Here is a 25,064-nt window from a genome sequence, read left to right as displayed (position 1 = left end):
CCTCAGCGTACCTGGGTCAGTTCATAGTGGGACGCCAGCGGCCCGGTGGGCCGGCTGCCATCCTGGTATAGCTGGATCAGCCGGCCCTCGGCCACGAAAAACCGCTGTTCGTCGCCGGCCTTGTCCAGGCGGATGGTGGTGCCGTCGGGTTGCCATTGGAAGGTGCCGCGCACAACATTGGGATGCGGCTGCCGGTCCAGATACTGGGTCTGCAGTTCGTATGCGCCGTGTTCGGCCAGCATCAGGCGGGTCTGGATACCCGGGCAGTCGGCGCAGGGCAGCGTGCCTTCGTAGACACCGGCCCAGTCCAGCGAATTACGTGCATTATGGCCATCGACCAAGGCCGGGCCCGCTGGCGCGGGAGACGTTGCGGGCGACTGCGCAGCGGGCTCGGTCGCGGCGCAGCCGGCCAGCAGGGCGGCGGTCAAGAGGCAAATCGGCGCGGCGGCTTTCATGCGGGCTCCGGAAGGCGTGAAAGCCTTTGAAGATAGCGCGATAGGCGCAGCAGAGTTGTTACCGGGCGTACGCGCCTACGCGGCCCGCCCGCCATCCAGGCCGCGCCATCCGGCCCGATCGGGGCATAGCCGCGCCACGTCTTGAAAGACGGCCGTGGCGGCCAGCACGGTTTCCATCTGCACCGTGTGCGCGTAGCGGAATGCGTCGCCATACACGGTTTCGTCGGGAAATTCCGAGATCAGGGACAGCGGGGCCATTTCCTGTTCGGTCTCGGCCACCACGCAGGCAATGCCGTGGCGGGTGTCGAAGCCTTTTTCCATGGCATGCGCTTCGTAGCGCGCGGCTTGCCGCGCGTTGAACGCCACCAGGCCCGGCACGCGCGCCAGGCGGGCGCAGACGCCGTTCATCAGTTGTTCGGCCACCTCGCCCCAGCCCGTGTGGTGGCGCAGCAGCAGGAAGAATCCCTTGGGCAAAGTCCAGGACTCGAACTGCCGCGGCAGGTACCCCGACAAAGGGCGGGTCCATTCGTGGGCGGGATAGCCATGCAGGTTGATGTGCAGCCGCGCGCCGCTGCGGGCCAGGGCGGCGCGCCGGGCATGCTGCTCCAGCAGGGGCTCGCTTGCCCGATAGGCCACGTCGTCGCCCAATGCGCTGTAGCGCGCGGCATGGTGCATATGGCGGGGATGATGGGCGCACAGTTCGCGGTGCAGCGCATAGCCGTCGGGGTTCTCGGCCGCCACCAGCGCAAAGTGCGCGGTGCCCGTGGCGCGCAAGATGTGCGCTGCGCGCAGGGCGCCCACGATGCCCGAGGTTTCATTGGCGTGCTGTCCGCCCGAAATGAACACGGCCGGCCCCGGCCCGGCCAGGTAGGTGCCCGGCACGGGCCTGCCCTGGCGGGAGGTCGCCTGCAGGGCCTCGCCGCCCAGGGCGGCCAGGTGGGCGGCGATCTGGGCCGGCGACAGGGGCGCGCCGGCATGTTCCAAGGGCTGGCAGGGCTCGGCTGGTACCGGTTCAGGCGGATCGAATGCCCGGGTTGCCACGTGCACGCGTGCCGGCCCGTCGGCAAGGCGTATATCGGGCACGATCTGGCCGGGCTGCAGGCGGCGATCGCCCGGCGGCAGGCCGGCCTGGCGCTGGAAGAACTCGATCAGGGTGAAGTACAGGTCTTCGTGCAGCGCTTCGCAGGTGCTGACCAGGCCCGCATCGCCGCCGGCGTCGAATTCGACGCCGGGCAGGTCGATACGGATGTCCAGCCGCTCGAAATGCGGTGCCTGGGTGCCCCAGGGGTGTTGGCGCACCGCATCGACGGCCGCGTCGAACGCCGCCCGGTACTCTGTGCCGCAGGCCGCGTCGGCCACCACTGCGCCCGCGGCATCGTGCACGCGCAGCCAGCCGGTGGGCGACAGCAGCGGCGTGCCGTCATCGGCATCCGCCGCCGCATTGGGCGCGTATACCCGGGCATGGCGCTGCCGGCCATCGGCATAGCGCAGGTGTACCTGGTAGTGCAGGTCGGCCGTACCCGTCACGAATTGCAGCGACGCTGCGCCCAGCAGGTCGGCTAGCGGATGGGCTTCCAGCGTGTAGCGATTGGGGCGCGCCAGCGGGTGCACCGGGTAGTGCACGGTGACCGCCGCCAGGCCGTCCAGGTCGGCCTCTTCCAGGAAGAAATGCAGCAGGGGCTTGTAGGCGCTGCGCAGTTGGGCAGCAATGCCCGCGCGCGCCAGGCGCGCCTGGGCTGCCTGGCGCGCCGGCCGGCCCTCGAACAGCCAGCCTTCCAGGGTCGCGCCGCGCCAGGCGGGGCCGCTGTATTGGCGTTCCCAGGCGTCCAGGGTGCGTTCCAGCGTGGTGTCCAGCAAGATCATGGCAGTCCTTGGGAGCGGGCCGAAGCTGGCGCCGCGGCAGGCCGGATGGTAGCCTTTGTTGCTGTTTGGAACCATGGCGGCGCGCCGCAGTCCCACGGGCAACGTTACGATAACCGCTTGCGGGCGGCCCGTCCGGCCGTCCGTCGCCAACCCTGTAAGGATCCATCACCATGAAGACGATCGCGATTTCGGGCCTGGCCGCCGTGGCGTGCCTGCTGGGTGCATTGGGCACGGCGCAGGCGCAGCCAAGCGAATACAGCTTTCCGTCGCAAGATGGCAGCAAGTCGCCGCCATCCACGCTGCGCATCACCGAGCAGCAGCAGCCGGGCGAGGCCGCGCCGTCGAGCGAGATCCGCGACACGCCGGAAAGCGTGTCGCAGTACCAGCGGTGCCGCAACCAGGTCGATCGCGAGGCCATCAACAACGCGCAATTGCAGGCCGGCGTGGTTGCCTGCCTGCAGGCGCTCGAGGCGCGCCGCGCCAGGTGACGTGTCATCGGTGGATGGTAAGCTGCCTGGCTCTTCCATCCGCCGGCCGCAGCCCATGAATTCTTCCGACGATGCCCACCTGACCGAAACCCTGCTCGACAGCCGGACGCTATGCGATGGCAGCTTCCTGAAGGCGCGTTGCGACACCGTGCGCCTGCCCGATGGCCGCCAGGCCAGGCGCGAGTACATCGTGCACCCGGGGGCGGTCGTGATCATCGGGCTGCTCGACGACGGGCGCGTGCTGCTCGAGCGCCAGTTCCGCTATCCGGTCGGGCGCGTCATGACCGAATTCCCCGCCGGCAAGCTCGACCCCGGCGAAGACCCGCTGGCCTGCGCGCGCCGCGAACTGCTCGAAGAAACCGGCTATACGGCCGGGCAGTGGGCCTATGCCGGCGGCATGCACCTGGCTATCGCCTACTCGACCGAGATCATCCATATTTTCTTTGCCCGCCAGCTTGTCGCGGGGGCTGCCCAGCTCGATCCGGACGAATTCCTGGAAGTGTGCAGCGCCACGCCCCAGGAACTGGCGCTGGCCTGCCGCAGCGGCGAGGTCACCGATGCCAAGACGCTGACCTGCACCTTGTGGCTGCAGAACGTGCTGGCCGGCCATTGGGCATTGGATTGGCAGGGCCAGGATGAACCCGCAAGACCTTGAACGCCTGGTCACGCGCGAGATGCCTTTCGGCAAATACCAAGGGCGCCTGATTGCCGACCTGCCCGGGCCTTATCTGGCCTGGTTTGCCCGCAAGGGTTTTCCACCCGGCGAGATCGGCCGGCTGCTGGCGCTGATGCACGAACTCGACCACAACGGGTTGGCCGGCCTGCTGCAACCCTTGCGTCAAGGCGGCCAGCCAGCGTCACCCCCTTGAGAAGGAAGCGCGCAGCGCTTCCGGGGGCGGGCGTCATTTCTGATCGATGGGCTGGCAGGCCGCGGCGTTGCTCGCGATGGTGGCGTGATCGCCCAGCAGGGCGCGCGTGCCGCACAGCGAACCGAACATGGCGGCCGACTCGTGGCCCACCCCCATGACTTGCTGGTGCTCATGGTGCAGGGCCACCGGCCGGGCGCCGCGGCTGGCCAGCAGCCGGTCGTAGCGCAGGTAGCCCAGGCCGCGCGACAGCCGCGTGGCGCCCTGGGCTTCGGCGCCGCAGCGCTTGTCCAGCCCATGGTCTTCGGGGTTGTTGTCGGCGCTGCCCAGCAGGTAGACCACATCGCGCGCGGCGTAGCGCACGTACAGGCTGGCCGCGTCTGAATCGGCGCTGTACCTGGGCAGGTTCTGGGGCCCGTACGGATACTGGTTATAGGTCGGGCAGATGCCGCGTTCGTAGGGCTCGAAGCCGGTGCCGCCACGACGCGGCCGCTCGTTGGTCAGGTACAGGTACGACGCGGCATTGGCGACGACATAGCGCAACGCCAGCCCGTTGCGCCGTATGGCGCCATCCACGTCGTTAAGCACCGCATAGCGCTGCAGCAGTTGCGCGCCGCCGGAATGGCCGGCCAGCACGATGTTGGTCAGTGCCGGCAGGCGCTTGCGGTCGGCCAGCTTGCGCAGCACGTCGTCCAGTACCTGGAAGGCGCTGATCGGCGCGGGGCGGCCGGCGGCCTGCACGCTCTTGGCGCCGGTTTCCCAACTGGCCTTGCGCCACGCGGGCCGGCCCGCGTAAGCCGCATCGATGGGCGTGGGAAATTCCAGCGCCAGGATCAGGGTATCGGCACGGCGGGCGGGATCGCGCTGCACCAGGGTTTCGATGTCCTGGTAATAGCGGCTGGCATCGCGCCGCGCGCCGTGCAGCATCACGATGACGCGCTGGATGTCGTGCAGATTGCCGCTGAGCTTGCGGTTGGCGTACACCGGCATGCGATACGCATGCTTGGCCTCGCCCAGGGCAAGGTCTTGCCAGGGCGGCGGCGCGCGGGGCGCCTCGGGCAGCGGTTCGTCGTAGTCGTAAGCGGGCGGCAGTGGCGTTTGCGCCCATGCGCCCGCGGCTGACAGGCCCAGCATCAACACCAGGCCCGCTGCGGCGCAGGTGTGCGGGCGCAGGCGGCAGGGGCGCAAGGGCATGGACGGCGTGGCGCTCAGCAGTTTTCTTGGCCCAGCAACTGTTTCAGGGCCGGTACATCGAGCAAACGAACTTCGCGTTGATTGATGCGGATCAAACCTTCGCGTGCAAAACGCGAAAATAGCCGGCTGGCGGTTTCGAGCGTCAGGCCCAGATAGTTGCCGATTTCCTCGCGGCTCATGCGTAGCACGAATTCGGTGGATGAATAGCCCAGCGCCGCGTAGCGCTGCGACAGGTTCAGCAGGAAAGCGGCCAGGCGCTGCTCGGAGCGCATGCCGCCCAGCGAGGCCAGCATTTGGTAAGAGCGGCCCAGCTCACGGCTCATCAGGCGGCGCATCTGGTGCTGCAGCGAGGGCAGGTGGCTGGCGACCTGGTCGATTTGCGACAGGCGTATGACGCACACTTCAGAATCTTCCATCGCCAGGGCGGTCGAGACGTGCTTGCCTTCGAGCATGCCGTCCAGGCCCACGACTTCGCCCGACAGGTGAAAACCAGTGATCTGCACATGGCCGGCGGCGTCTTCGATCTGCGTTTTCATGCTGCCGAAACGCACGCTGTAGACCGCATCGAGCGGGTCTTGCAGGGTATACAGCGGCTTGCCCTTTTCGACCCGGACGCGCTCTTGCACGAGCTCGTCGAGTTGTTCGACATCGGCCGCGGCCATGCCTACGGGGATACACACATGGCCAAGCATGCATGTCGAACAGTTTGTAGATTCAGGTGGTAAAGGGACACGTTTCTGCATGATTGACCTTGATGCTGCTCAAGCCCATACGCGAGCCAGTGCTTGGCGGCAAATGATGATGAATCCCTATTGTATTCCTTGCCGGAAGCAGCGCGCGGACACGCTGCCCCCGCTCGGGCGGGGTTTGTGGTAGCCGTGCCGGCACGAACAGTCTATGCTGCCTGGACAGGCCTTGCCGTGTTCCACCGCGCTCAAGTGTTGCCTGCGCGCCACGCATCTTCCTGGTCGCGGCAAGGTCTTGAAAAAGTCATGTTGCGCCCGCACATGCAGGTCATCGAGCCAGCCGCGAATATCGCCGGTCAGGCTCCCCATCAAGCCTAACGACCACTATGCGATTCGACAAACTCACCACCAAATTCCAGCAGGCCCTGGCTGACGCGCAAAGCCTGGCCAGCCGCAATGACCACCCCTATATCGAGCCCGCTCACGTGCTGGCGGCGCTGCTGTCCGATCCGGACAGCGGCGCACCCAGCCTGCTGGCGCGCGCCGGCGTGGCCGTGAACCGCGTCGCGGGCGCGCTCGATACCACCCTTAAGGGGTTGCCGCAGGTACAGGGCAATGACAACGTCCAGGTGGGCCGCGACCTCCAGGCCGTGCTTGCCCGCACCGACAAAGAAGCCGCGCGCCGCGGCGACACCTATATCGCCAGCGAACTGTTCCTGCTGGCGCTGGCCGATGACAAGGGCCCGGTCGGCACCATCCTGCGCGATGCGGGCCTGCAGAAAAAAGCCCTGGAAGCGGCCATCGATGCCGTGCGCGGAGGCGAGAACGTCTCGGGCGCCGAGGGCGAATCCAATCGCGAAGCCCTGTCGAAATACACGCTCGATCTGACCGAGCGCGCCCGCCAGGGCAAGCTCGATCCCGTCATCGGCCGCGATGACGAAATCCGCCGCACCATCCAGATCCTGCAGCGTCGCACCAAGAACAACCCGGTGCTCATCGGCGAACCCGGCGTGGGCAAGACGGCTATCGTGGAAGGCCTGGCCCAGCGCATCGTCAACGACGAAGTCCCCGAGACCCTGCGCGGCAAGCGCGTACTGTCGCTCGACTTGGCCGCGTTGCTGGCCGGCGCCAAGTTCCGCGGCGAATTCGAAGAACGCCTGAAGGCCGTGCTGAAAGAGCTGGCGCAAGACGATGGACAGAACGTCGTCTTCATCGACGAGCTGCACACCATGGTGGGCGCGGGCAAGGCCGAAGGCGCGATGGATGCCGGCAATATGCTCAAGCCGGCGCTGGCGCGCGGCGAACTGCATTGCATCGGCGCCACCACGCTCGACGAATATCGCAAGTACATCGAGAAAGACGCGGCGCTCGAGCGCCGCTTCCAGAAAGTGCTGGTCAACGAGCCCGACGTCGAGTCCACCATCGCCATCCTGCGCGGGCTGCAAGAGCGCTATGAAATCCACCACGGCGTCGAGATCACCGATCCGGCCATCGTGGCGGCGGCCGAACTGTCGCATCGCTACATCACCGATCGCTTCCTGCCCGACAAGGCCATCGACCTGATCGACGAGGCCGGCGCGCGCATCCGCATGGAAATCGATTCCAAGCCCGAGGTCATGGACCGCCTGGATCGGCGCATCATCCAGCTCAAGATCGAGCGCGAGGCCGTGCGCAAGGAAGCCGACGACGCATCCAAGCGCCGCCTGGCCGTCATCGAGGAAGAGCTCGAAAAACTGCAACGCGAATACAACGACTACGAGGAAATATGGAAGGCCGAGAAGGCCGCGGTGCAGGGCACCCAGGCCATCAAGGAAGAAATCGACCGCGTGCGTGCCGAAATGGCTGAATTGCAGCGCAAGGGTCAGTTCGACAAGCTGGCCGAACTGCAATATGGCAAGCTGCCCGAACTGGAAGCCCGCCTTCAGGCCGCCGACACGGCCGAGCAGCAGGGCGAGGCGGCCGACGGCAAGCCGCGGCTGCTGCGCACCCAGGTCGGCGCCGAGGAAATCGCTGAAGTCGTGTCGCGCGCCACGGGTATTCCGGTGGCCAAGATGATGCAGGGCGAGCGCGAGAAACTGCTGCAAATGGAAGACTACCTGCACAAGCGCGTGGTGGGCCAGGACGAGGCCGTGGGGCTGGTGTCCGATGCCATCCGACGCTCGCGTGCCGGGTTGGCCGATCCGTCGCGGCCGTACGGGTCGTTCCTGTTCCTGGGCCCCACCGGCGTGGGCAAGACCGAACTGACGCGGGCGCTGGCCGAGTTCTTGTTCGACTCCGAAGAGCACATGATCCGCATCGACATGAGCGAATTCATGGAGAAGCATTCGGTGGCCCGCCTGATCGGCGCGCCGCCCGGGTACGTGGGCTACGAAGAGGGCGGCTACCTGACCGAAGCGGTGCGGCGCAAGCCGTACAGCGTGGTGCTGCTCGATGAAGTCGAGAAAGCCCATCCCGACGTGTTCAACGTGCTGCTGCAAGTGCTGGACGACGGTCGCCTTACCGACGGGCAGGGTCGCACGGTGGACTTCCGCAACACGGTCATCGTAATGACGTCCAACCTGGGATCGCAGCACATCCAGAGCATGGCGGGCCAACCGTACGAAGTGATCAAGGAAGTAGTGTGGGACGAACTGAAGCAGACGTTGCGCCCCGAATTCCTGAACCGCATCGACGAGGTCGTGGTGTTCCACGGACTGGAAACGCAGCACATCGAATCGATCGCGCGCATCCAGGTCAAGCGCCTGGCCGAACGGCTGGAACGCCAGGAAATGCGCCTGGAAGTGTCCGATGCGGCGCTGGCCGAGCTGGCTCGCGCAGGGTTCGACCCGGTGTTTGGCGCACGGCCCCTGAAGCGCGCCATCCAGCAGCAGATCGAGAATCCGGTCGCCAAGCTGATCCTGGAAGGCGAGTTCGGGCCGCGCGACGTGGTGCCGGTGGACTGGGTCGACGGCAAGTTCGTGTTCACCCGTACCTTGCAGTAAGCGAGTAAGCGCGCAGCCTGCGCGACCGTCCGGCGCCCCGGCCCGCATCGCGTGGCCGGGGCGCTTTTTCATGCAGGTGCGCCACGCGTGGCGGTGCTCAGTAGACGTCGCGCCGGTAGCGGTTGTCGCGCCGCAACGCGGCCAGGGCATCGGGGCCCAGTATCCGCGCCAACGCGTCATCCACGCCCTGCGCCATGCCTTGCAGGCTGCCGCAGACGTAGATGACGGCTCCTTCGGCGACCCAGGCGCGCACTGTGTCGGCCGTGTCCAGCAGGGCATGCTGCACATAGCGGCGCGTGGGCGTGTCGCGCGAGAACACCGCATCCAGGCGCTGCAGGCAGCCTTGCTGAAGCCAGGCTTCGGTTTCGGTGCGCAGCAACCAGTCGCGCGCGGCCTGGCGTTCGCCGAACACCAGCCAGTTGCGATGGTGGCCCGCCTGGACACGTGCCTTCAGCAGGGCGCGCAGCCCGGCCAGCCCGGTGCCGTTGCCGACCAGCAGCAGCGGCCGCGCATCCGCAGGCGGATGAAAGTTGGGGTTCGGTCGCAGGCGCAGGTCGATGATGTCGCCCACTTGCGCCGCGTGGGTCAGCCAGCCGCTGCCCAGGCCCAGCCGGCCATCGGGGCCGCGCATTTGCCGCACCAGCAAGTGCACGGCGCCATCGGCCGGCAAGGAAGCGACCGAGTATTCGCGATGCGGCAGCAAGGCGCCGCGCCTGTCGCGGGGGCCGATCTCGGCGATGTCGCCGGCCTGCCAATCGAGTCCGATGCCATCGGGCGCGGTCAGTACCAGGTGAAAGCAGGGGCCGCCCTGGCTGCCGGGGTTCAGCAGGGTGCGCTGCGCCAGCCGCCACGGTTGGTAGGCGGGCGTTTCCCAATCGGGCAGGTCGCTGCGGCCGGCCAGCAGGCCCAGGTGATGCTGCCAGTGCCGCAAGGCCGCCGGGTCGGCCTTGTCGGCCTCGACGCGGTCGAACAACGGTGTTGCGCCGCGTCCGCGCAGCCAGGCATCGAGCCGGCGGCCGAACCCGCAGAAGTGGCGGTAGCCGCTGTCGCCCAGCGCCAGGACGGCATAGGCCAGGCTGTCCAGGGTGGCCGCGCCGGCGCCCTCCAGGGCCACCAGTGTGTCGGCAAAGGCGGCGGCGTTATCGGGCGGATCGCCTTCGCCATAGGTGCTGGCGACGACCAATAGCCGTGGATAGCTGCGCAATGCGGCCAGGTCCAGTTGGCCGAGCGCCGCCACGCGGGCCTGCAGGCCGCCCAGCCGTAGCGATTCGGCCGTTTGCCGGGCCAGCGTCTCGGCCTGGCCGGTCTGGCTGGCGTAAGCGACCAGGATTGCCTGCGCGTCGGCGGGAGCGTACAAGTCGCGCGCGGCCTGGGCTTGCAGGGCCTGGCGCCGGCGTGCCCGGCGCCAGGCCCACAGGCACAACAGCAGCCATGACGCGATGGCACAGCAAGCGGCGGTCAGGCGGGGGGGCATCGACTGCGCTCAGGTGCTGGCGATAGCGGCGAAGGCGTCGCTGGCGGCCAGCCGCAATTGCTGCCCGGCGCGCACAATGAAAAGCGCGGCCAGGCCATGGCGATGCGCGTAGGCCAGCCCGTCGCGCGCGCCCAGCACGGTCAGCGCGGTGGCCAGCGCATCTGCCTGCATGCAGCTTTTGTGCACGATGGTGACCGAGGCCACGCCGTTGTCGACAGGGTGTCCGGTGCGCGGGTCCACCGTGTGCGCGTAGCGGCCGGCGGCGCCGTGCCGGTAGCGGCGGTAGTCGCCCGAAGTGGCGATGCTGCGGTCCTGCAAGGGCAAGGCCAGTGCATGGTCATCGCTGCCATCGGGCACTTCGATGGCCACCCGCCAGGGTTCGCCATCGGGCCGGTGGCCGCGGGCGCGCAATTCGCCGCCTGCCTCGACCAGGTAATGGGCCAGGCCCAGGCGGTCCAGTGCACGCGCCGCGTGGTCTACGGCGTAGCCCTTGGCGATGGCAGACAGGTCCAGGTAGGTGCCGCCGGGTTGCCACGCGCGGCGGGCGCTCTCGTCCAGCCGGATGCGTTGCCAGCCGCAACGCTGGCGCGCGGCCTGCAGCGTGGCGGCCTGGGGTGGCTCGCTGGCGTACGGCGGCGGGCCGAAGCCCCAGGCGTTGACCAGTGGCCCCACCGTAGGGTCATAGGCGCCGCCCGTGTCGGCGGCCAGTGCCAGGGCATGCCGCAGCACATGGAAGCAGTCGACGGGCAGGGCTTGCCAGCCCGGTTCGGCGCGGTTGTAGCGTGACAGGTCGGACGTATCGTCCCAGGTGCTCATCTGGGCCACCACCTCGCCCAGGGCCTGCTGGATGGCTGCCTGCGCCGCCTGGGCGGTTACGCCCGGCGGCAAGGCCAGCCGGGCCGACCAGGTGGTGCCCATCGTGGCGCCGGCTAGCGCGGCGGGGCTGGCCGCAGGCACGGCCACGGATACTGGGGGGACGGCACCGTAGCCGGCCGGCACCCGGGCGGCCGGGCGCGGAATCGAAGCCGGCCCCGGTCCGGCGGGCGCGTACGATGGCATGGCAGTTACGGCTGCAGCACTTCCAGCGTGGCCACGTACGACAGGCGGCGCTTGCTTGCCTTCGGCACGCTGGTCTTGTCATCCTCGGTGCGCGCTTCCACCCAGTACAGGCCGGGTTGCGGCCACTGCACCTGGAACTTGCCGTCCTGGCCGGTTTTCACTTCGATTTCACCGACCTTGTCGCGGTAGTGGCTGCCGCCGGGCACGATGGTCATGGCCAGGTCCGCCGCCGGCTTGCCGTCGAGCATCATCTGGAACGTGGCGGTCTCGCCCGTGTACAGGTCATTGGGGTGGGTGACCGGCACCAGTTCCAGGCCCTTGCCCACGGGCTTGAGCGCGCTGGGCTTGCCCGCCGTGACGAAGGTTTCCACGCGGCCCACGCTTTCCGAGATTTCCACGTCTTGCGCCTGCGCGGGCAGCGCGGCAGCCAGGCCATCGGCCTTGCCGAAATAGCGCTTGGGCTGGCCGTCTTGTTTCCAGCGGGCGAATACGCCGTCGTTGACGACCGCGATGCGGTAGGTGCCGGCTTCGCCGAGTTGCAGGTCGAAGGTGCTGCGCAGCTTGCCGCGGTTGAGGTTTTGCGCCTCGGCCGGCTTGCCGTCGGGTGCCAGGATCGCCAGGTTGTCCAGGCGCAGCGGGGCGTGGTTGAAATAGAACTTGTCGTTGCTGACGGCGGCATCCACGGTGATCCAGTTGCCGGTGCCGGACAACACGGTGGACGAGGGCAGCACCCATAGATCATGGGCATGGGCCGCGGCGGGCAGGGCAAGCGCCAGCGCGGCGGCGATTCGAACAGCAGTTTTCATCGGGACTCCGGAAGATCGGTGGCAATCAGGGTTTCAGGTTCAAGGCGATGGTGCCCAGCTCGTGCTCGCCGCGGGCCGACAATTGCTCGGCCTTGCTGGGCGGCCAATCGAAAGGCACGCGCACCAGTTCGCGTCCACCCACTTCGCGGGCGGCTTCCACGACCACCGCATAGCGGCCGGGTTTCAGGTCGGCCAGCGGCTTGCCGGCGCCGGCCAATGCCAGGGCATGCTGGCCCGCGGGGCGCGTGGCACCGCTGACGCCATCGACCGGGAACTGCTGGTTGCGGCCGCTGCGGCGCCACCATTGGCGCATGTCTTTCAGCCACTCGGCGCCTTCGTTGTTTTTCTTGGCTACGTCGTACCAGACGGCCAGGTCGGCCGCGACGTTCTGGTCGGGGGTCTCGAGCCAGATGGCCACGTAGGGGCGGTGGTACTCGGCCACGTCCAGGCGCGGGATCTCGATAGTGATGCCCAGGTCGGCGGCCTGGGCCGTTCGGGCGATCAGGCCGGCCAGCAGGGCCGACAGCAACAGCTTGCGCATAAAGTCTCCAGGCTTGCGATCTTCAATGGATGAAAAGCAGGGCCAGCACCAGCGGAATCAGCACGCCCAGCCCAACCATGGGCCAAGTGGCGGCGCGCTGGCCGGCGTGCAGTTGCAGCAGCACCAGGCCCGTCAGCGAAAACACCAGACAGGCCGCCGCGAATACGTCCAGGAACCAGCTCCAGGCCGTGCCCGTGTGGCGCCCCTTGTGCAGGTCGTTCAGGTAGGCGATCCAGCCGCGGTCGGTGCGCTCGTATTCGATGGCGCCATCGCCCAGGTCGATGGATAGCCAGGCATCGCCGCCGGCCCGCGGCAGCGAGACATAGAGTTCGTCGGGCGACCACTCAGGCCGGCTGCCCGACACCTGCGCGTGCAGTTCGCTGTCGAGCCATTGCGCGATCGGCGGTGGCACCGGGGCATGCCCGCCGCGCGCGTTGGCCGCCTTCAGTTGGTCCAGCAGGGGGGGCGGCAGTTGTGCCTGGCGCGTCGTGATCGTGGGGCTTGCGTCGATCAGCGAGGCGTTGTTCAGGGTCAGGCCCGTAACGGCAAACAGCAGCATGCCCAGCAGGCATAATGCCGAACTGATCCAGTGCCATTGATGCAGTGTCTTGAGCCAATAGGCTCGTCGACGCGAGGAAAGTTTGCCGTCCATGAGACATTACGGTTCAAGGCCGCGGATTCTATCATTTAAATGAGAATGAGTCTCAAAATATCATGACACAGACACTGATCCCGCTCCACTTCCTGGCCGTCGCCATCGGTGCCGCGCTGGGTGCTTGTGTCCGCTGGCTGCTGGGGATATGGCTGAACACGTCGGCATGGCCCTGGGGCACGCTGGTCGTGAACCTGGTCGGGGGCTACCTGATCGGGGTGGCGCTGGCCGTGTTGCTGGCGCACCCCGAATGGCCGCAATGGATACGCCTGGCCGCCGTTACCGGCTTTCTGGGCGGGCTGACCACGTTCTCGACTTTCTCGGCGGAAACGGTCGGCATGCTCGAGCGCGGCGCCTATGCCAGCGCGCTGGGCTATACCGCAGCCAGCCTGGCCGGGTCGCTGGCGCTGACCGCATTGGGCCTGGCCAGCGCGCAGGCATTGCGCTGAAGCGTCATTGCAGGCCTAGCGTGCCAGCAAGACGCGCGCAGCCTGCAGGCCGCTGCGCACGGCGCCTTCCAGCACGCCTGGGTAGCCGGTGTCGGTCCAGTCGCCGGCCAGCGCCAGGGTAGGCCACGGCGTCGTGTTCAGGGGCCGCACCAAGCCGGGCACGGCGGCGAATGTGGCGCGTTTCTCGATGAACAGTTCGGCGGCCTGCACGGCCGGCATGGGCGCCAGCCGCGCCGGGTGGCGGGCAGCCTGTTCGGCCACCTGGGCCGTCAGGGCGGCCATGGCGGTGGCGCGGTCGGTTTCGGCCAGGCTGCGCGCGGCACTGGTCACGACGGCCAGCTCGGCGCCCGGGCCGCGGCCAGTCAGGCGCGAACGGTCGAATACCCATTGGCCCACATGACCGCGGGCGGCGTCTTCGCGCAGCAGCATCATGGGCTCGGGCAGGGGCCACGCAGCCTCCAGGCGCAGGTTCAAGGTGCCGATGGGTTCGTAGTCGAAGGCCTGCAAGGCCCTGAGCAAGCCAGGCGTGCCGGCTTCGCGCAGGGCCGTGCCCAGCAGGCGCGCGGCCACCGAGGGCGGCACCGCCAGCACGGCCGCGTCGAAGCGTTCACGATTGACATCCACTCCACGTGACGACGGCGCCAGTTGCCGCACGGTGGCACCGTAGCGCATGGTGGCCTGCAGGGCCACGGCGTCAGGCCACAGCGCCGACAGGTCGACGCAGGGCAGCAGCAAGTCGCTGTCATGGCGGCGGCCGGCCAGGCTGTCGCGCAAAATGCGCGCATACAGGACCGCGCTGGCTTCGGCGGGCGGGGTATTCAGCGCCGCCAGGCACAGGGGATCCCAGATCAGGCGGGCCAGGATGTCCGGCTGGCGATAGTGGGCCAGCAACTGCGATACCGTCCAGTCGCGCGGCGGTTGCCACGCCATTTTCTTCAGCCCGCGCATCAGCCGCAAGGCGTCCAGGCGGTCGCGCCACGACAGCCCGCGCGCGGCGATCAGCGCGGCCGCGGCGTGCCAGGGGGCCGGCAAGGGCGGGGCCGACAGGCGGAACTGCCCGTCCAGGCTGGCCAGCCGCAACGACCGCCGCATCAGCAGCGCGGCCGGATTGCGGCCCACACGGCGCATCAGCGCCAGGGTCTGGTCGTAGGCACCCAGCATGATGTGCTGGCCATTGTCGAGCTGGGCGCCGAATTCGGGATGCACGACGCGCCGGGCGCGGCCGCCCGGGGTACGGCCGGCTTCGAACACCGTGACTTGCGCGCCTGCTTCGCGCAGCGCCGCGCAGGCCGCCAGGCCTGCCCAGCCGGCACCGATGATCGCGACCTTCATCGGGCCAGGCGGCGTACCAGGCCGCGCCCGCCGCCCACCCAGGTTTTCCAGGCCAGCCACAGCTTGCGCAAAGGGGTCAGCGAAATGCGCTGGTGCAGCACCTGCCAGTTGTCGCGCTCGATCTCATCGAGCAGCGCGTGATAGATGGCCGCCATCATCAGGCCTGGGCGCTGCGCGCGCCGGTCGGTCTCGGGCAGGCTGGCCATGGCTTCGCGGTACAACTGGCGCGCGCGTTCGGCCTGGAACTGCATCAGCGCGGCGAAGCGATCCGAATACGTGCCGTTCAGGATCTCGGCAGCCTTGACGTCGAACTGCTGCAATTCGTTCACGGGCAGGTAGATGCGGCCGCGCCGCGCGTCGTCGCCCACGTCGCGGATGATGTTGGTCAGCTGGAAGGCCAGCCCCAGTTTGCCGGCGTATTCCAGCGTGCGCGGGTCGTTGTAGCCGAATACGCCGGCCGACAGTTCGCCCACTACGCCGGCGGCGTGCCAACAGTATTTGCGCAGCCCCGGCCAATCCAGGTAGCGATTCTGGTCCAGGTCCATTTCCATGCCGTCGATCACCGCCAGCATGCGTTCGCGCGCAATGCCGCAGGTCTGCAGATGAGGCTGCAGCGCGCGCGTCACCGGGTGTTCGGCATGGCCGGCAAACAACTGGTCGACCTGGGTGCGCCACCAGGCCAGCTTGATGCGCGCCACGGACGGATCGGAACATTCGTCGACCACGTCGTCCACTTCGCGGCAGAACGCATACAGCGCGGTAATGGCGCGGCGGCGGTCGGGTGGCAGGAACAGGAACGAATAATAAAAACTGGAACCGCTTTTGGCGGCCTTTTCCTGGCAGTAATCGTCAGGCGTCATAAATCAGTGAGTATCCCATCAGTTTTCCAGCGCGCCACGCCACGCGTTACGACAGCGCTCCGCAAGCGGGGACGCCACGGATCCGGCTCTGCCGGTCCGTCGGTGCCGCCCCCTTGAGGGGGACGCGCGCAGCGCGCCGGGTGGGGCCTATACAGTTCGCCACAGCATGACGGCCCAGTCGCGCGCGCCCAGTACGGGGCGGTTCATGAACACGTCGTAGCCACCGCGCTCGATGCGTTCCAGGATGCGTAGCCCGCCTTGCACCACCAGGCGCAATTCCAGGCCGATACGGCCGGGCAGGCGACGCGCCAGTGGAGCGCCAGAGTGTAGCAGTGCCCGTGTGCGCTCGATCTGGAAGGCCATCAGCGCGCGCCATGCGGGGGTCAGCCGGCAGGCGGCCAGGTCGTCTTCGCTGACGCCATGGTGCTGCATGTCGGCGCGAGGCAGGTAGATGCGTTGCTTGCGCCAGTCTACCCGCACGTCCTGCCAGAAATTGACGAGCTGCAGTCCGCTGCAGATGGCATCGGACTGCACCAGGTTGTCGGGCGTGGCGGCATCGTAAAGATGCAGCATCAGGCGGCCCACCGGGTTGGCCGAACGAGAGCAGTAGTCCAGCAGCGTGGCGTAGTCGTCGTAGCGCTTGACCGTGACGTCTTGCTCGAAGGCCGACAGCAGGTCGAAGAACGGGGTAATGGGCAACTGGTGGCGCGCGATGGTGCGCGCCAGCGGCGTGAATATGCCGGCCAGCTCGGGCGCGGCCGCCGGCACGCTGCCAGGCTCGGCGCCGATGCGGTGCAATTCGGCGCGAAACGCGGCCAGGCTGGCCAGGCGCTGGGCATCGCTGGCATCGCCCTCGTCGGCAAGGTCATCGGCCGCGCGCGCGTAGCGGTAGATATCGGTTACCGGTTCGCGCAACCGGCGAGGCAGCAGCAGCGAGGCAACCGGGAAGTTCTCGTAGTGGTCGACAGCCATAGATCATGCAGGTAGCAGCCCCATGGCCGCCGTGCCGGTATTTTAATGGCCCTTTTCCGCCCTGCGCTGCGGCATGGCGGCCATCATGGCAGATCAGTTAGACTAGGCGCCACAGGATTCGCTCTCATGCCCCGCCCCATTCACGCTTCCATTTCGCTTGCCGCGCTTGGCCACAACCTGGATGTGGTGCGGCGCCACCTCGACCAGGCCGCGCAGGCGGCCTCGGGCAGGACACCGTCCATCTGGGCCGTCATCAAGGCCAATGCCTACGGCCATGGCATCGAAGCCGCCGTGGCGGGTTTCTCGGCCGCGCAGGGCCTGGCCATGCTCGATCTGGCCGAAGCAGTGCGTTGCCGCGAGGCCGGTTGGGGCGGCCCCATCCTGCTGCTCGAAGGTTTCTTCCAGCCGGCCGATCTCGACCTGGTCGATCGCTACCATCTCTGCGCCACCGTGCACACGCGCGAACAGCTCGACATGCTGGCGCACGCCAGGCTGTCGCGGCGTGTCGACATCATGCTCAAGCTCAATAGCGGCATGAACCGCCTGGGTTTCAGCGCCGATGCCTATGGCAGCGCGCACGCGCGTGCCCTGCAATTGCGCGAACAGGGGGTAGTGGGCGCCATCGGCAAGATGACGCACTTCGCGTGTGCCGATGGCACGCAGGGGGTGGCTGGCCAGATGCAGATATTCCAAAACGTCACGCAGGCCCTGGGCGACGGCCCGATCAGCGTCTGCAATTCGGCAGCCACGCTGCGCTATCCGCAGATCGCCGTGGCGCATGGCGCGCAGGCACACTGGGTGCGTCCCGGCATCTGCCTGTACGGCGCCTCGCCGTTCTCCGATGCCGAAGCCGCAACGTTCGGCCTGCGGTCGGCCATGTCGCTGCGTTCGCAGATCATCGGCGTGCAAGACCTGCCCGCCGGCGCCGATGTCGGGTATGGCGCCACATTCCGCGCCGAACGCCCCATGCGGGTCGGCGTGGTGGCCTGTGGCTATGCCGATGGCTATCCGCGCCATGCGGGTACCGGCACGCCGGTCACGGTGGGCGGCGTTCGCACCCGCCTCGTGGGGCGCGTATCCATGGACATGCTCATGGTCGACCTCGATCCCGTCCCGGCCGCGGGCATCGGCACACCTGTGTCGCTGTGGGGCCAGGACGGCCCGTCGGTCGACGAAGTCGCCACCGCCGCCGGCACCATCGGCTACGAATTGTTGTGCGCCCTGGCACCTCGGGTGCCGGTCAAGCGCGACCCCTGATCATTCTTTAGCGAGGATTCCCATGAAAGACAAATGCGTGCTGGTAACGGGCGCCACCAAGGGCATCGGTTGGGCCCTGACCCAGCGGTTGACCGACCTCGGCTGTCATGTCGTGGGCATTGCTCGCAACACCGATCACATCGATTTTCCGGGCTACCTGTATGCCTGCGACCTGGCCGATGCGGGCCGTACCGAAGAGGTTCTGCGCGAAATACGCGACAAATTCCCGGTCGACGCCATCGTCAACAATGTCGGCGTCGTGCGGCCCCAGCCACTGGGCGAAATCGACCTGGCCTCGCTTTACAACGTCATGGACCTGAACGTGCGCGTGGCGGTGCAGGTAACGCAGGCCTTCGTCGAATCGATGAAGGTGCGGCGCACCGGGCGCATCGTCAACGTGTCCAGCCGCGTCATCCATGGCGGACACGAACGCACCAGCTATTCGGCCGCCAAAAGCGCACTCATCGGCTGCACCCGCACGTGGGCACTCGAACTGGCCGAATACGGCGTCACGGTCAATGCGGTGGCGCCTGGCCCGATCGAAACCGAGCTGTTCCGCGTGGCCCAGCCGGCCGGCAGCGACGGCGAGAAACGCGCATTGGCCTCCATCCCCATGAAACGCCTGGGAACGCCGGCCGAAGTCGCGGCCGCCATCGCCTTCCTGCTGTCCGACGATGCCGGCTTCATCACCGGCCAGGTGCTGGGCGTGGACGGCGGCGGCAGCCTGGCTGGCCGTTGAGGCAACTGCCCGCCTAGTAGGGGCCGGTGCCTGGCGCGGGCTGCTGGTTCTTGAACTGCGCGGCCAGTTGCTCGGTGGCGCGCGCCAGCACGCTGGCGTCCGCGCCCACCGCCACGAACAGCGCGCCGGCCTGCAAGAAGCGGCGCGCCAGATCCGGATGGCCGTGCAAAATGCCGGGTGCCTTGCCCGTACGCGCAATGCGTGCGATGGCGTCGTCCAGCGTGCGCAGCATATCGGGGTGATCGGGCCGGGTCAGGTAGCCCAGGCTGGCCGACAGGTCGGCCGGTCCGATGAAGACACCATCCACGCCGTCCACCGCGGCAATATCTTCCAGGGCCTCCAGGCCCTGCGGCGTCTCGATCTGCACCAGCACGCACATTTCGTCATTGGCGCGCGCCAGGTAGTCCGGAATGCGGTTCCAGCGCGCCGCGCGCGCCAGGGCGCTGCCCACGCCGCGTATGCCTTGTGGCGGGTAACGTACGGCCGCCACCGCGGCGGCGGCCTCGGCGGCCGACTGCACCATCGGCACCAGCACGGTCTGCGCGCCCGCGTCCAGGATGCGCTTGATCTCCACCGGGTCGTTCCAGGCCGGCCGCACCACCGGCACGGCCGGATACGCCGCCACGGCCTGCAACTGGGCGAGCGTCGTCTGCAAGGTATTGGGCGAATGCTCGCCATCGATCACCAGCCAGTCGAAGCCGGCACCGGCACAGATCTCGGCGGTATACGCGTTGGCCAGCCCGACCCACAGGCCGATCTGGGGATGCCGCGCACGCAGGGCTTGCTTGAATCGATTGGTCAGGATGTCCATGTGGGGCAATAAAGGCGGTAGGAGAAGTACAGAAGCCTGAGGCGGTTCAGGTATATGGGCCGATGCCTAGCGAGCGACTGGCAGCAGGGCCTGCAGGTCGGGCGGCAGGGCCAGGTCGGGGGCATCGCGCCGCAAGTCGTGCAGGGCTTGCAAGGCCGCGTCGCGCCGACCGTCCTGCAGCAGCTCGCGAATGTGCACGATGCGCGCGTCGGGTTCGTTGGGTTCGACGGCCGGCTGGCCGGCCGATGTCTTGCCGCCCGCGCTATCCGGCTGGCCGCTGTATTGCTGCGCGCGGGGCGGCTGGGCGGTTGCCGATTCGGCTGACTCTGATTCAGCCGGCGCGGCGGGTCGGGCTTGCCGCGCCGGCGCAGGTGTAGCCGCGGGCGCAGGTGAGTAGCGGCGCAGCGCGGCTGGCGCCTCGGGCCGCTCCGGCGCCGCCGCGGGCGGCGGCATGGCCTGGGGCGGGCTGGCCAGTTCGGCATCGACTGGGGGGGCGTCGGCCAGGCCAGCCATGTCGGGATCCTGGAAGTCGGTCAGCAAGAACAGGCACGCAGTCAGCACGATCGACGCCGCTACGCCCCAGCCAGGGTGCCACAGCCGGCGCTGGCGCTGCACGCGGCGGTCGGCCGCCACCGCGCGCGCGGCCGCCTCGTGCACCGCCGCGTCCAGGCTCGGGCTGGGCTCGGTGCGGGGCAGTGTGCGATACAGGGCCCGCAGGTCCAGGTCGTCGTCTTCGTCGTGCGGGGGTCGGGGGTGGGCCGTCATGCGCCTAATTCCTCGCGGATGCGCTGCGTGGCATAGCGCAGGCGCGATTTCACGGTTTCACGCGGTGCGCCGGTCACGTCGGCAATTTCTTCCAGGCTCAGATCGTGTTCCAGCCGCAGCAGTATGGCATGGCGCTGCTCGTCGGGCAGCCGTTCGATGGCAAGCTGCAGGCGCCGGCGAGTCTGGAAATCCGACAACTGCTGTTCGGGTTGCTCGTGCTCGGCTGCCGCCAGGGTGGCCAGTGCGGCTTCGGTTTCCTGCGGGCCGGCCTGCGAGGGCTGGCGCCGGTAGGTATCGATGACCAGATTATGCGCGATCCGCAGCAGCCAGGTGGTGAATCTGGCGCGCGGCTGCCAGCGTGCGCGGGCATCGATCACGCGGCTCCAGGTTTCCTGGAAAATGTCGTCGGCCTGGTGCGGGTTGCGGGTGCTGCGCAGAATGTAGCGATACAGTCCGGCGCGATGGCGCGCATACAGCGCATCGAACGCCGCCAGGTTGCCGGCGCCATAGGCCTGCATCAGGGTTTCGTCGTCGGCGCCCGGGATGTCCATGGCGGCCGAGTGTATCCGTTCGGCCGCGCTTGCGCATCCGCCGGGTGCCGGCGCGGCACCCGGAAGCGAGGCCGCCATGTTCATGGCACGGCGGGTGTGCCCAGGTCGGCGGCCAGCTCGGCCAGGGCGGCCAGCTCGGCGTTCAGGCCGTGCGGATCCTGGCCGCGTGCGCTGCGCGCCAGCGCCGCGATCTGGGCGGGCGTATAGCCATCCAGGTACTTGCCGCCGCGCAGCCACTGCGCAAACGCCGCGGCCGCGGCGGCGCGCCGCATGCCGTCCGACGCCTCGGCCTGCCCGGCGCGCGCCACGGGCTGCTCGATCAACTGGCTGTCCGTGGCGCCGGGCAATTTGTAGCGCACGCGCACGAAGGCCAGTTCCTCGCCCGGCCCGGTGGCAGCCGCGGGCTTGCCATAACGCAACGGATCCAGCCGGGTGCCGGCCGCGCCCACCGGCGTGATCTCATACAGGGCGGTCACATTGGCACCCGCGCCGATCTCGCCCGCATCGACGCGGTCATTGTTGAAGTCCTCGCGCGCCAGGGCGCGTTTTTCATAGCCGATCAAGCGGTACTCGGCCACCAGGGCGGGGTTGAATTCCACCTGGATCTTCACGTCGCGGGCGATGGTAAGCAGGGTGGCCGACAATTCGCCGGACAATACTTTGCGCGCTTCGCGCAGGCCATCCAGATAGTGATAGCTGCCGTTGCCCACGTCCGCCAGCTGCATCGCCAGCGCATCGTTGAAGTTGCCGCCGCCCACGCCCAGGGTGGTCAGCGCGATGCCGCTCTGGCGTTGTCGGGCAATCTTGTCTTTCAGCGCATCGAGATCGGTGGCGCCCACGTTGAAATCGCCGTCGCTGGCCAGCAAGATGCGATTGACGCCGTCTTTCACGAACCCCTTGGCGGCCTGCGCGTACGCCAGGTCCAGGCCGGCGCCGCCATTGGTCGAGCCGGCGGCACTCAGGCCGTCGATCGCGGCGTTGATGCGTGCCTTCTGGTCGCCGGGCGTCGAGTCCAGCGTCATCGTCGCCTGGCCGGCATACGTGACAATGGCCACGCGGTCTTGCGGGCGCAATTTCGCCACCAGTTGCTTCAGTGCGCCCTTGAGCAGCGGCAGCTTGTCGCGGTCGGCCATCGAGCCCGAGGTATCGATCAAGAAAACCAGGTTGGCCGCGGGAATATCCTGCGGCGCTACCTGGTAGCCCTGGATGCCGATCTTCAGCAACTGCCGCTTGGAGTTCCATGGCGCGGCGGCTATCTCGGTGGCGATGCTGAACGGCTGCGCCCGCGAGGCTGGCGTGGCGTAGTCGTAATCGAAATAATTGATGAACTCTTCTGCCCGAACGGCATCGGCCGGCGGCAACCGGCCTTCGTTGAGCAGCCGCCGCACATTGGTGTACGAACCCGTGTCGACGTCCACGCCGAATGTCGAGACCGATTGCTCCTGCGCGGCCACTACCGGGTTGTCGCGATAGCGCGCGTAATTCTCGCGGTCTTCGATCTGCGGTGCCGGATAGTAGCCGGCCGGCGCCTGCAGCCTGGGGGTGCTGGCGCGTTGGGCCACATACGCCTGGGGCGCGTATTCCGGGCGCATGGCCGGGGCGGGACGTGTCAGCGGCGCACCTGCATCGGCCTTGGCCTGGGCCTCGGCAGCCGGCGGGACGGGCGCGGGTGGCGTGGCTGCGGCGCCCGCCATGGGCGCGGCCTTGGTGGCGTCCGCATGGCCGTCCTGCGGTGGGGGCGAGCACGCCGCCAGCAGGGCGGCGGCCAGCGCGGTGCAGATCAGGCGGGCCGGGGCATTCTTCGGGTTCATGGTTCGGGTCCTTGTCTGGGGATCGTTCCGGTTAAACGCGCCAGCGGGTCCGGCGGGGTTGAAATCGGCTGGCGGGTTTGCAAGAAAACGTATCTGCGTCGCCCAGGCGCGTGCCGCCCGCGGCGGGCTCGCCATTGCCGGTAAACTTGCGCCATGGCCAAGCCCCGAACCGTCTATGTCTGCGCCGAATGCGGCGGCACCAGTCCCAAATGGCAGGGCAAATGCCCGCATTGCGCCGCCTGGAACACCCTGGAAGAAACCATCGAAGCCAGCGGCCCGGCTGCCGCCGCGCATCGCTATGCGCCGCTGGCCAGTTCCAGCCCGGTACGCAGCCTGGCCGATATCGAGGCCCGTGAAACGCCGCGCCAGCCCACCGGGCTGGACGAGTTCGACCGCGTACTGGGCGGTGGTCTGGTCGCGGGGGCCGTCGTGCTGATCGGCGGCGATCCGGGCATCGGCAAGTCGACCTTGCTGTTGCAGGCGCTGGCGACCATGTCGGCCAATAGCCGCGTGCTGTATGTCACCGGCGAAGAATCGGCCGAACAAGTAGCGCTGCGCGCCCGCCGCCTGGGCCTGCAGACCGGCAGCGTGAACCTGCTGGCCGAGATCCGCCTCGAAGCCATCCAGGCGGCCGTGTCTGAACAGCAGCCGGCCGTGGCGGTCATCGATTCCATCCAGACGCTGTATAGCGGCGAACTCACCGCCGCGCCTGGCTCGGTCTCGCAAGTGCGCGAATGCGCGGCCCAGCTTACGCGGCTGGCCAAGCAGACCGGCATTGCCATCGTGCTGATCGGCCACGTCACCAAAGACGGCGCGCTGGCCGGGCCGCGCGTGCTCGAACATATCGTCGACACGGTGCTGTACTTCGAGGGCGACACCCATTCGTCGTTCCGCCTGGTGCGGGCCTTCAAGAACCGCTTCGGCGCCGTCAACGAGCTGGGCGTGTTCGCCATGACCGACCGCGGCCTGCGCGGCGTGGCCAACCCGTCGGCGCTGTTCCTGTCGCAGCACGAGCAGCAGGTGTCCGGCTCGTGCGTCATGGCCACCCAGGAAGGCACGCGGCCGCTGCTGGTCGAGATCCAGGCGCTGGTCGACAGTTCGCATGCCCCCAATCCCAAGCGCCTGACGGTCGGCCTGGAAGGCAACCGCCTGGCCATGCTGCTGGCCGTGCTGCACCGGCATGCCGGGGTCTCCACCTATGATCAGGACGTGTTCGTCAACGCAGTGGGCGGGGTGCGCATCACCGAGCCCGCGGCCGACCTGCCGGTCTTGCTGGCCATCATGTCGTCGCTGCGCGACAGGCCTTTGCCGCGCGGGCTCATCGCATTCGGCGAAGTCGGCCTGGCCGGCGAAATCCGCCCCGCACCGCGCGGCCAGGAACGCTTGCGCGAAGCCGCCAAGCTGGGTTTCAGCATTGCCCTGATCCCCAAGGCCAATGCGCCGCGCCAACCCATCGAGGGGCTGGAGATCTGGGCCGTGGATCGCCTGGATGCCGCCCTGGACAAGCTGCGATGAGCGGCGCCGGACGTACACCGACGCCACTTTTCCAGAACATGCGCATCACCGGGGAGCACCGGGCATGAGCCTGTGGATGGTCGCGGGTATCTGCCTGGCATGCGGCGCGCTGATCGGATTCCTGGGCGGCGTGCTGGGCATCGGCGGCGGGATGATCGCCATTCCGGCGCTGGTGCTGCTGATGGACATGTCCCAGCAAATGGCCCAAGGCACCGCCCTGATCATGGTGCTGCCCACCATCGTCATGGCGGTGCGCAAATACAACCAGCAAGCGCGCATCGACCGCTCTACGGCAATGGCCGGCGCCGTCGGAGCCGTGCTCTTTACCTGGGTCGGCGCGCAACTGGCGCTGGGCATCTCGTCGAGCACGCTGCGATTGAGCTTCGCGGTATTCCTGTTCTTCGTGGCGGCGTTCTACGTCTACAAGCTCCTGCATCGGCCGGCCGCCGGCGCGGCCGCGGCCGGGCAGGCCGCCCATGCACGCCACGCGCCGGTATTCACGCGTGGACGCGCGGCACTGCTGGGCGTGGCCAGCGGCACGCTGGGTGGCTTCTTCGGCGTCGGCGGGGCCGTGATGGCGGTGCCCATCCTGACTTCGGTGTTCCGGCTGCCCCAGACCTCCGCGCAGGCCCTGGCCCTTACCATGGTCATTCCGGGCTCCACGATCGCGCTGGCTACGTATAGCTGGGCGGGCCAGGCCGACTGGTGGGTGGGGCTGCCATTGGCGGCCGGCAGCCTGCTGTTCGTGCCTGTGGGCGTGCGCCTGGCCTACCGTCTGCCCGAGCGCAAGCTGCGCGCCTGCTTCGCGGCAATGCTGTTCGCAACGGTGATATTGCTGATTTTCGAGGCCTGACCTCCGGACCCGCATCCGGCCAGTATGACGGTCCGTTAGCGCAGGCAAAACTTTCCGGCGCGGGTGAACCTTATCAGCCAGGGG

Annotated in this window: 25 protein-coding genes; 9 read left to right on the top strand and 16 right to left on the bottom strand. The window is 68.1% G+C overall.

What is annotated here, in order from left to right:
* Positions 1-2 precede the first annotated feature (2 nt).
* On the bottom strand, positions 3-455 hold the full coding sequence (locus KW845_RS27760; RefSeq protein ID WP_218372642.1) for a copper resistance protein NlpE: 453 nt from the start codon (positions 453-455) through the stop codon (positions 3-5).
* Positions 456-530: 75 nt separating this feature from the next.
* Complete coding sequence (locus KW845_RS27755) at positions 531-2,318, bottom strand: peptidase M14 (RefSeq protein WP_218372641.1); 1,788 nt, start codon at positions 2,316-2,318, stop codon at positions 531-533.
* Positions 2,319-2,488: 170 nt separating this feature from the next.
* On the opposite strand from KW845_RS27755, the gene KW845_RS27750 reads away from it, so the two are divergent.
* Genes KW845_RS27750 through KW845_RS27740 form a run of 3 tightly spaced genes read left to right on the top strand, consistent with a single transcriptional unit; the run spans position 2,489 to position 3,675 of the window.
* A complete protein-coding gene (locus KW845_RS27750) occupies positions 2,489-2,806 on the top strand; it encodes a hypothetical protein (RefSeq protein ID WP_218372640.1) in 318 nt (105 codons plus the stop codon).
* Positions 2,807-2,861: 55 nt separating this feature from the next.
* On the top strand, positions 2,862-3,461 hold the full coding sequence (locus KW845_RS27745; protein WP_218372639.1) for an NUDIX domain-containing protein: 600 nt from the start codon (positions 2,862-2,864) through the stop codon (positions 3,459-3,461).
* Positions 3,442-3,675, top strand: coding sequence for a DUF3820 family protein (locus KW845_RS27740; protein WP_218372638.1), 234 nt, complete (start codon positions 3,442-3,444; stop codon positions 3,673-3,675). Before KW845_RS27745 ends, KW845_RS27740 begins: the two co-directional genes overlap by 20 nt.
* A gap of 33 nt (positions 3,676-3,708) precedes the next feature.
* Here KW845_RS27740 and KW845_RS27735 read toward each other — a convergent pair whose 3' ends face one another.
* Together KW845_RS27735 and KW845_RS27730 are read right to left on the bottom strand one after the other, a co-directional pair.
* The gene (locus KW845_RS27735; protein ID WP_218372637.1) at positions 3,709-4,866 is read right to left on the bottom strand and encodes a hypothetical protein; all 1,158 of its coding nucleotides are present in this window, start codon (positions 4,864-4,866) and stop codon (positions 3,709-3,711) included.
* 14 nt (positions 4,867-4,880) lie between these two features.
* On the bottom strand, positions 4,881-5,609 hold the full coding sequence (locus KW845_RS27730; protein ID WP_218372636.1) for a helix-turn-helix domain-containing protein: 729 nt from the start codon (positions 5,607-5,609) through the stop codon (positions 4,881-4,883).
* Positions 5,610-5,938: 329 nt separating this feature from the next.
* Here KW845_RS27730 and clpB point away from each other — a divergent pair, with 329 nt between their 5' ends.
* Positions 5,939-8,533: an ATP-dependent chaperone ClpB gene (clpB, locus tag KW845_RS27725; protein ID WP_218372635.1), complete on the top strand. Its 2,595-nt coding sequence runs from the start codon at positions 5,939-5,941 to the stop codon at positions 8,531-8,533.
* Positions 8,534-8,630: 97 nt separating this feature from the next.
* On the opposite strand, the gene KW845_RS27720 is transcribed toward clpB, so the two are convergent.
* The 5 genes from KW845_RS27720 to KW845_RS27700 are packed head-to-tail and all read right to left on the bottom strand — an operon-like array spanning position 8,631 to position 13,065.
* A complete protein-coding gene (locus tag KW845_RS27720; RefSeq protein ID WP_218372634.1) occupies positions 8,631-10,007 on the bottom strand; it encodes a sulfite reductase subunit alpha in 1,377 nt (458 codons plus the stop codon).
* 9 nt (positions 10,008-10,016) lie between these two features.
* Positions 10,017-11,066 (bottom strand): FAD:protein FMN transferase, encoded by a 1,050-nt coding sequence (locus KW845_RS27715; protein ID WP_218372633.1) that lies wholly within the window; start codon positions 11,064-11,066, stop codon positions 10,017-10,019.
* Between the two features lie 5 nt (positions 11,067-11,071).
* On the bottom strand, positions 11,072-11,872 hold the full coding sequence (locus KW845_RS27710) for a DUF4198 domain-containing protein (protein WP_218372632.1): 801 nt from the start codon (positions 11,870-11,872) through the stop codon (positions 11,072-11,074).
* Between the two features lie 25 nt (positions 11,873-11,897).
* Entirely contained in the window at positions 11,898-12,413 is a 516-nt protein-coding gene (locus KW845_RS27705) for a DUF2271 domain-containing protein (protein WP_218372631.1), read from the bottom strand.
* Between the two features lie 22 nt (positions 12,414-12,435).
* Positions 12,436-13,065, bottom strand: a complete 630-nt coding sequence (locus KW845_RS27700; RefSeq protein ID WP_218372630.1) for a PepSY-associated TM helix domain-containing protein — start codon at positions 13,063-13,065, stop codon at positions 12,436-12,438.
* Positions 13,066-13,127: 62 nt separating this feature from the next.
* Here KW845_RS27700 and crcB point away from each other — a divergent pair, with 62 nt between their 5' ends.
* Entirely contained in the window at positions 13,128-13,514 is a 387-nt protein-coding gene (gene crcB / locus KW845_RS27695; RefSeq protein WP_218372629.1) for a fluoride efflux transporter CrcB, read from the top strand.
* A gap of 15 nt (positions 13,515-13,529) precedes the next feature.
* On the opposite strand, the gene hpnE is transcribed toward crcB, so the two are convergent.
* The 3 genes from hpnE to hpnC form a co-directional block, all read right to left on the bottom strand.
* The gene (gene hpnE, locus KW845_RS27690; RefSeq protein WP_218372628.1) at positions 13,530-14,846 is read right to left on the bottom strand and encodes a hydroxysqualene dehydroxylase HpnE; all 1,317 of its coding nucleotides are present in this window, start codon (positions 14,844-14,846) and stop codon (positions 13,530-13,532) included.
* Entirely contained in the window at positions 14,843-15,706 is an 864-nt protein-coding gene (gene hpnD, locus KW845_RS27685; protein WP_218372627.1) for a presqualene diphosphate synthase HpnD, read from the bottom strand. The genes hpnE and hpnD overlap by 4 nt, the downstream gene beginning before the upstream one ends.
* A 147-nt stretch (positions 15,707-15,853) precedes the next feature.
* Positions 15,854-16,678: a squalene synthase HpnC gene (gene hpnC / locus KW845_RS27680; protein ID WP_218372626.1), complete on the bottom strand. Its 825-nt coding sequence runs from the start codon at positions 16,676-16,678 to the stop codon at positions 15,854-15,856.
* Between the two features lie 126 nt (positions 16,679-16,804).
* Here hpnC and alr point away from each other — a divergent pair, with 126 nt between their 5' ends.
* Both alr and KW845_RS27670 read left to right on the top strand, forming a co-directional pair.
* Entirely contained in the window at positions 16,805-17,935 is a 1,131-nt protein-coding gene (alr, locus tag KW845_RS27675; RefSeq protein ID WP_218372625.1) for an alanine racemase, read from the top strand.
* Positions 17,936-17,957: 22 nt separating this feature from the next.
* Positions 17,958-18,674: an SDR family oxidoreductase gene (locus KW845_RS27670; RefSeq protein ID WP_218372624.1), complete on the top strand. Its 717-nt coding sequence runs from the start codon at positions 17,958-17,960 to the stop codon at positions 18,672-18,674.
* 13 nt (positions 18,675-18,687) lie between these two features.
* On the opposite strand, the gene hpaI is transcribed toward KW845_RS27670, so the two are convergent.
* From hpaI to KW845_RS27650, 4 genes are all read right to left on the bottom strand, one after another.
* On the bottom strand, positions 18,688-19,485 hold the full coding sequence (gene hpaI / locus KW845_RS27665) for a 4-hydroxy-2-oxoheptanedioate aldolase (protein ID WP_218372623.1): 798 nt from the start codon (positions 19,483-19,485) through the stop codon (positions 18,688-18,690).
* A gap of 66 nt (positions 19,486-19,551) precedes the next feature.
* A complete protein-coding gene (locus KW845_RS27660) occupies positions 19,552-20,250 on the bottom strand; it encodes a hypothetical protein (protein WP_218372622.1) in 699 nt (232 codons plus the stop codon).
* Positions 20,247-20,801: an RNA polymerase sigma factor gene (locus tag KW845_RS27655; protein WP_218372621.1), complete on the bottom strand. Its 555-nt coding sequence runs from the start codon at positions 20,799-20,801 to the stop codon at positions 20,247-20,249. The genes KW845_RS27660 and KW845_RS27655 overlap by 4 nt, the downstream gene beginning before the upstream one ends.
* Before the next feature lie 80 nt (positions 20,802-20,881).
* Positions 20,882-22,612 carry a VWA domain-containing protein gene (locus KW845_RS27650; RefSeq protein ID WP_218372620.1) on the bottom strand — a complete coding sequence of 577 codons (1,731 nt, stop codon included), beginning with the start codon at positions 22,610-22,612 and terminating at the stop codon, positions 20,882-20,884.
* Between the two features lie 153 nt (positions 22,613-22,765).
* Here KW845_RS27650 and radA point away from each other — a divergent pair, with 153 nt between their 5' ends.
* A complete protein-coding gene (radA, locus tag KW845_RS27645; protein WP_218372619.1) occupies positions 22,766-24,127 on the top strand; it encodes a DNA repair protein RadA in 1,362 nt (453 codons plus the stop codon).
* A gap of 64 nt (positions 24,128-24,191) precedes the next feature.
* A complete protein-coding gene (locus KW845_RS27640; protein ID WP_218372618.1) occupies positions 24,192-24,980 on the top strand; it encodes a sulfite exporter TauE/SafE family protein in 789 nt (262 codons plus the stop codon).
* Positions 24,981-25,064 lie beyond the last annotated feature (84 nt).

The sequence above is a fragment of the Bordetella sp. BOR01 genome (assembly GCF_019218885.1).
Lineage (GTDB): Bacteria > Pseudomonadota > Gammaproteobacteria > Burkholderiales > Burkholderiaceae_B > Bordetella_A.
The sequence above is the reverse complement of the archived record's forward strand: the minus strand, read 5'-3'. Positions and strand labels throughout refer to the sequence as shown.

Bases quoted from the DNA above. Each gene is read 5' to 3' on its own strand.
- KW845_RS27760 (WP_218372642.1), bottom strand. From the start codon at position 455: ATGAAAGCCGCCGCGCCGATTTGCCTCTTGACCGCCGCCCTGCTGGCC.
- KW845_RS27755 (WP_218372641.1), bottom strand. From the start codon at position 2,318: ATGATCTTGCTGGACACCACGCTGGAACGCACCCTGGACGCCTGGGAA.
- KW845_RS27750 (WP_218372640.1), top strand. From the start codon at position 2,489: ATGAAGACGATCGCGATTTCGGGCCTGGCCGCCGTGGCGTGCCTGCTG.
- KW845_RS27745 (WP_218372639.1), top strand. From the start codon at position 2,862: ATGAATTCTTCCGACGATGCCCACCTGACCGAAACCCTGCTCGACAGC.
- KW845_RS27740 (WP_218372638.1), top strand. From the start codon at position 3,442: ATGAACCCGCAAGACCTTGAACGCCTGGTCACGCGCGAGATGCCTTTC.
- KW845_RS27735 (WP_218372637.1), bottom strand. From the start codon at position 4,866: ATGCCCTTGCGCCCCTGCCGCCTGCGCCCGCACACCTGCGCCGCAGCG.
- KW845_RS27730 (WP_218372636.1), bottom strand. From the start codon at position 5,609: ATGCAGAAACGTGTCCCTTTACCACCTGAATCTACAAACTGTTCGACA.
- clpB (WP_218372635.1), top strand. From the start codon at position 5,939: ATGCGATTCGACAAACTCACCACCAAATTCCAGCAGGCCCTGGCTGAC.
- KW845_RS27720 (WP_218372634.1), bottom strand. From the start codon at position 10,007: ATGCCCCCCCGCCTGACCGCCGCTTGCTGTGCCATCGCGTCATGGCTG.
- KW845_RS27715 (WP_218372633.1), bottom strand. From the start codon at position 11,066: ATGCCATCGTACGCGCCCGCCGGACCGGGGCCGGCTTCGATTCCGCGC.
- KW845_RS27710 (WP_218372632.1), bottom strand. From the start codon at position 11,872: ATGAAAACTGCTGTTCGAATCGCCGCCGCGCTGGCGCTTGCCCTGCCC.
- KW845_RS27705 (WP_218372631.1), bottom strand. From the start codon at position 12,413: ATGCGCAAGCTGTTGCTGTCGGCCCTGCTGGCCGGCCTGATCGCCCGA.
- KW845_RS27700 (WP_218372630.1), bottom strand. From the start codon at position 13,065: ATGGACGGCAAACTTTCCTCGCGTCGACGAGCCTATTGGCTCAAGACA.
- crcB (WP_218372629.1), top strand. From the start codon at position 13,128: ATGACACAGACACTGATCCCGCTCCACTTCCTGGCCGTCGCCATCGGT.
- hpnE (WP_218372628.1), bottom strand. From the start codon at position 14,846: ATGAAGGTCGCGATCATCGGTGCCGGCTGGGCAGGCCTGGCGGCCTGC.
- hpnD (WP_218372627.1), bottom strand. From the start codon at position 15,706: ATGACGCCTGACGATTACTGCCAGGAAAAGGCCGCCAAAAGCGGTTCC.
- hpnC (WP_218372626.1), bottom strand. From the start codon at position 16,678: ATGGCTGTCGACCACTACGAGAACTTCCCGGTTGCCTCGCTGCTGCTG.
- alr (WP_218372625.1), top strand. From the start codon at position 16,805: ATGCCCCGCCCCATTCACGCTTCCATTTCGCTTGCCGCGCTTGGCCAC.
- KW845_RS27670 (WP_218372624.1), top strand. From the start codon at position 17,958: ATGAAAGACAAATGCGTGCTGGTAACGGGCGCCACCAAGGGCATCGGT.
- hpaI (WP_218372623.1), bottom strand. From the start codon at position 19,485: ATGGACATCCTGACCAATCGATTCAAGCAAGCCCTGCGTGCGCGGCAT.
- KW845_RS27660 (WP_218372622.1), bottom strand. From the start codon at position 20,250: ATGACGGCCCACCCCCGACCCCCGCACGACGAAGACGACGACCTGGAC.
- KW845_RS27655 (WP_218372621.1), bottom strand. From the start codon at position 20,801: ATGGACATCCCGGGCGCCGACGACGAAACCCTGATGCAGGCCTATGGC.
- KW845_RS27650 (WP_218372620.1), bottom strand. From the start codon at position 22,612: ATGAACCCGAAGAATGCCCCGGCCCGCCTGATCTGCACCGCGCTGGCC.
- radA (WP_218372619.1), top strand. From the start codon at position 22,766: ATGGCCAAGCCCCGAACCGTCTATGTCTGCGCCGAATGCGGCGGCACC.
- KW845_RS27640 (WP_218372618.1), top strand. From the start codon at position 24,192: ATGAGCCTGTGGATGGTCGCGGGTATCTGCCTGGCATGCGGCGCGCTG.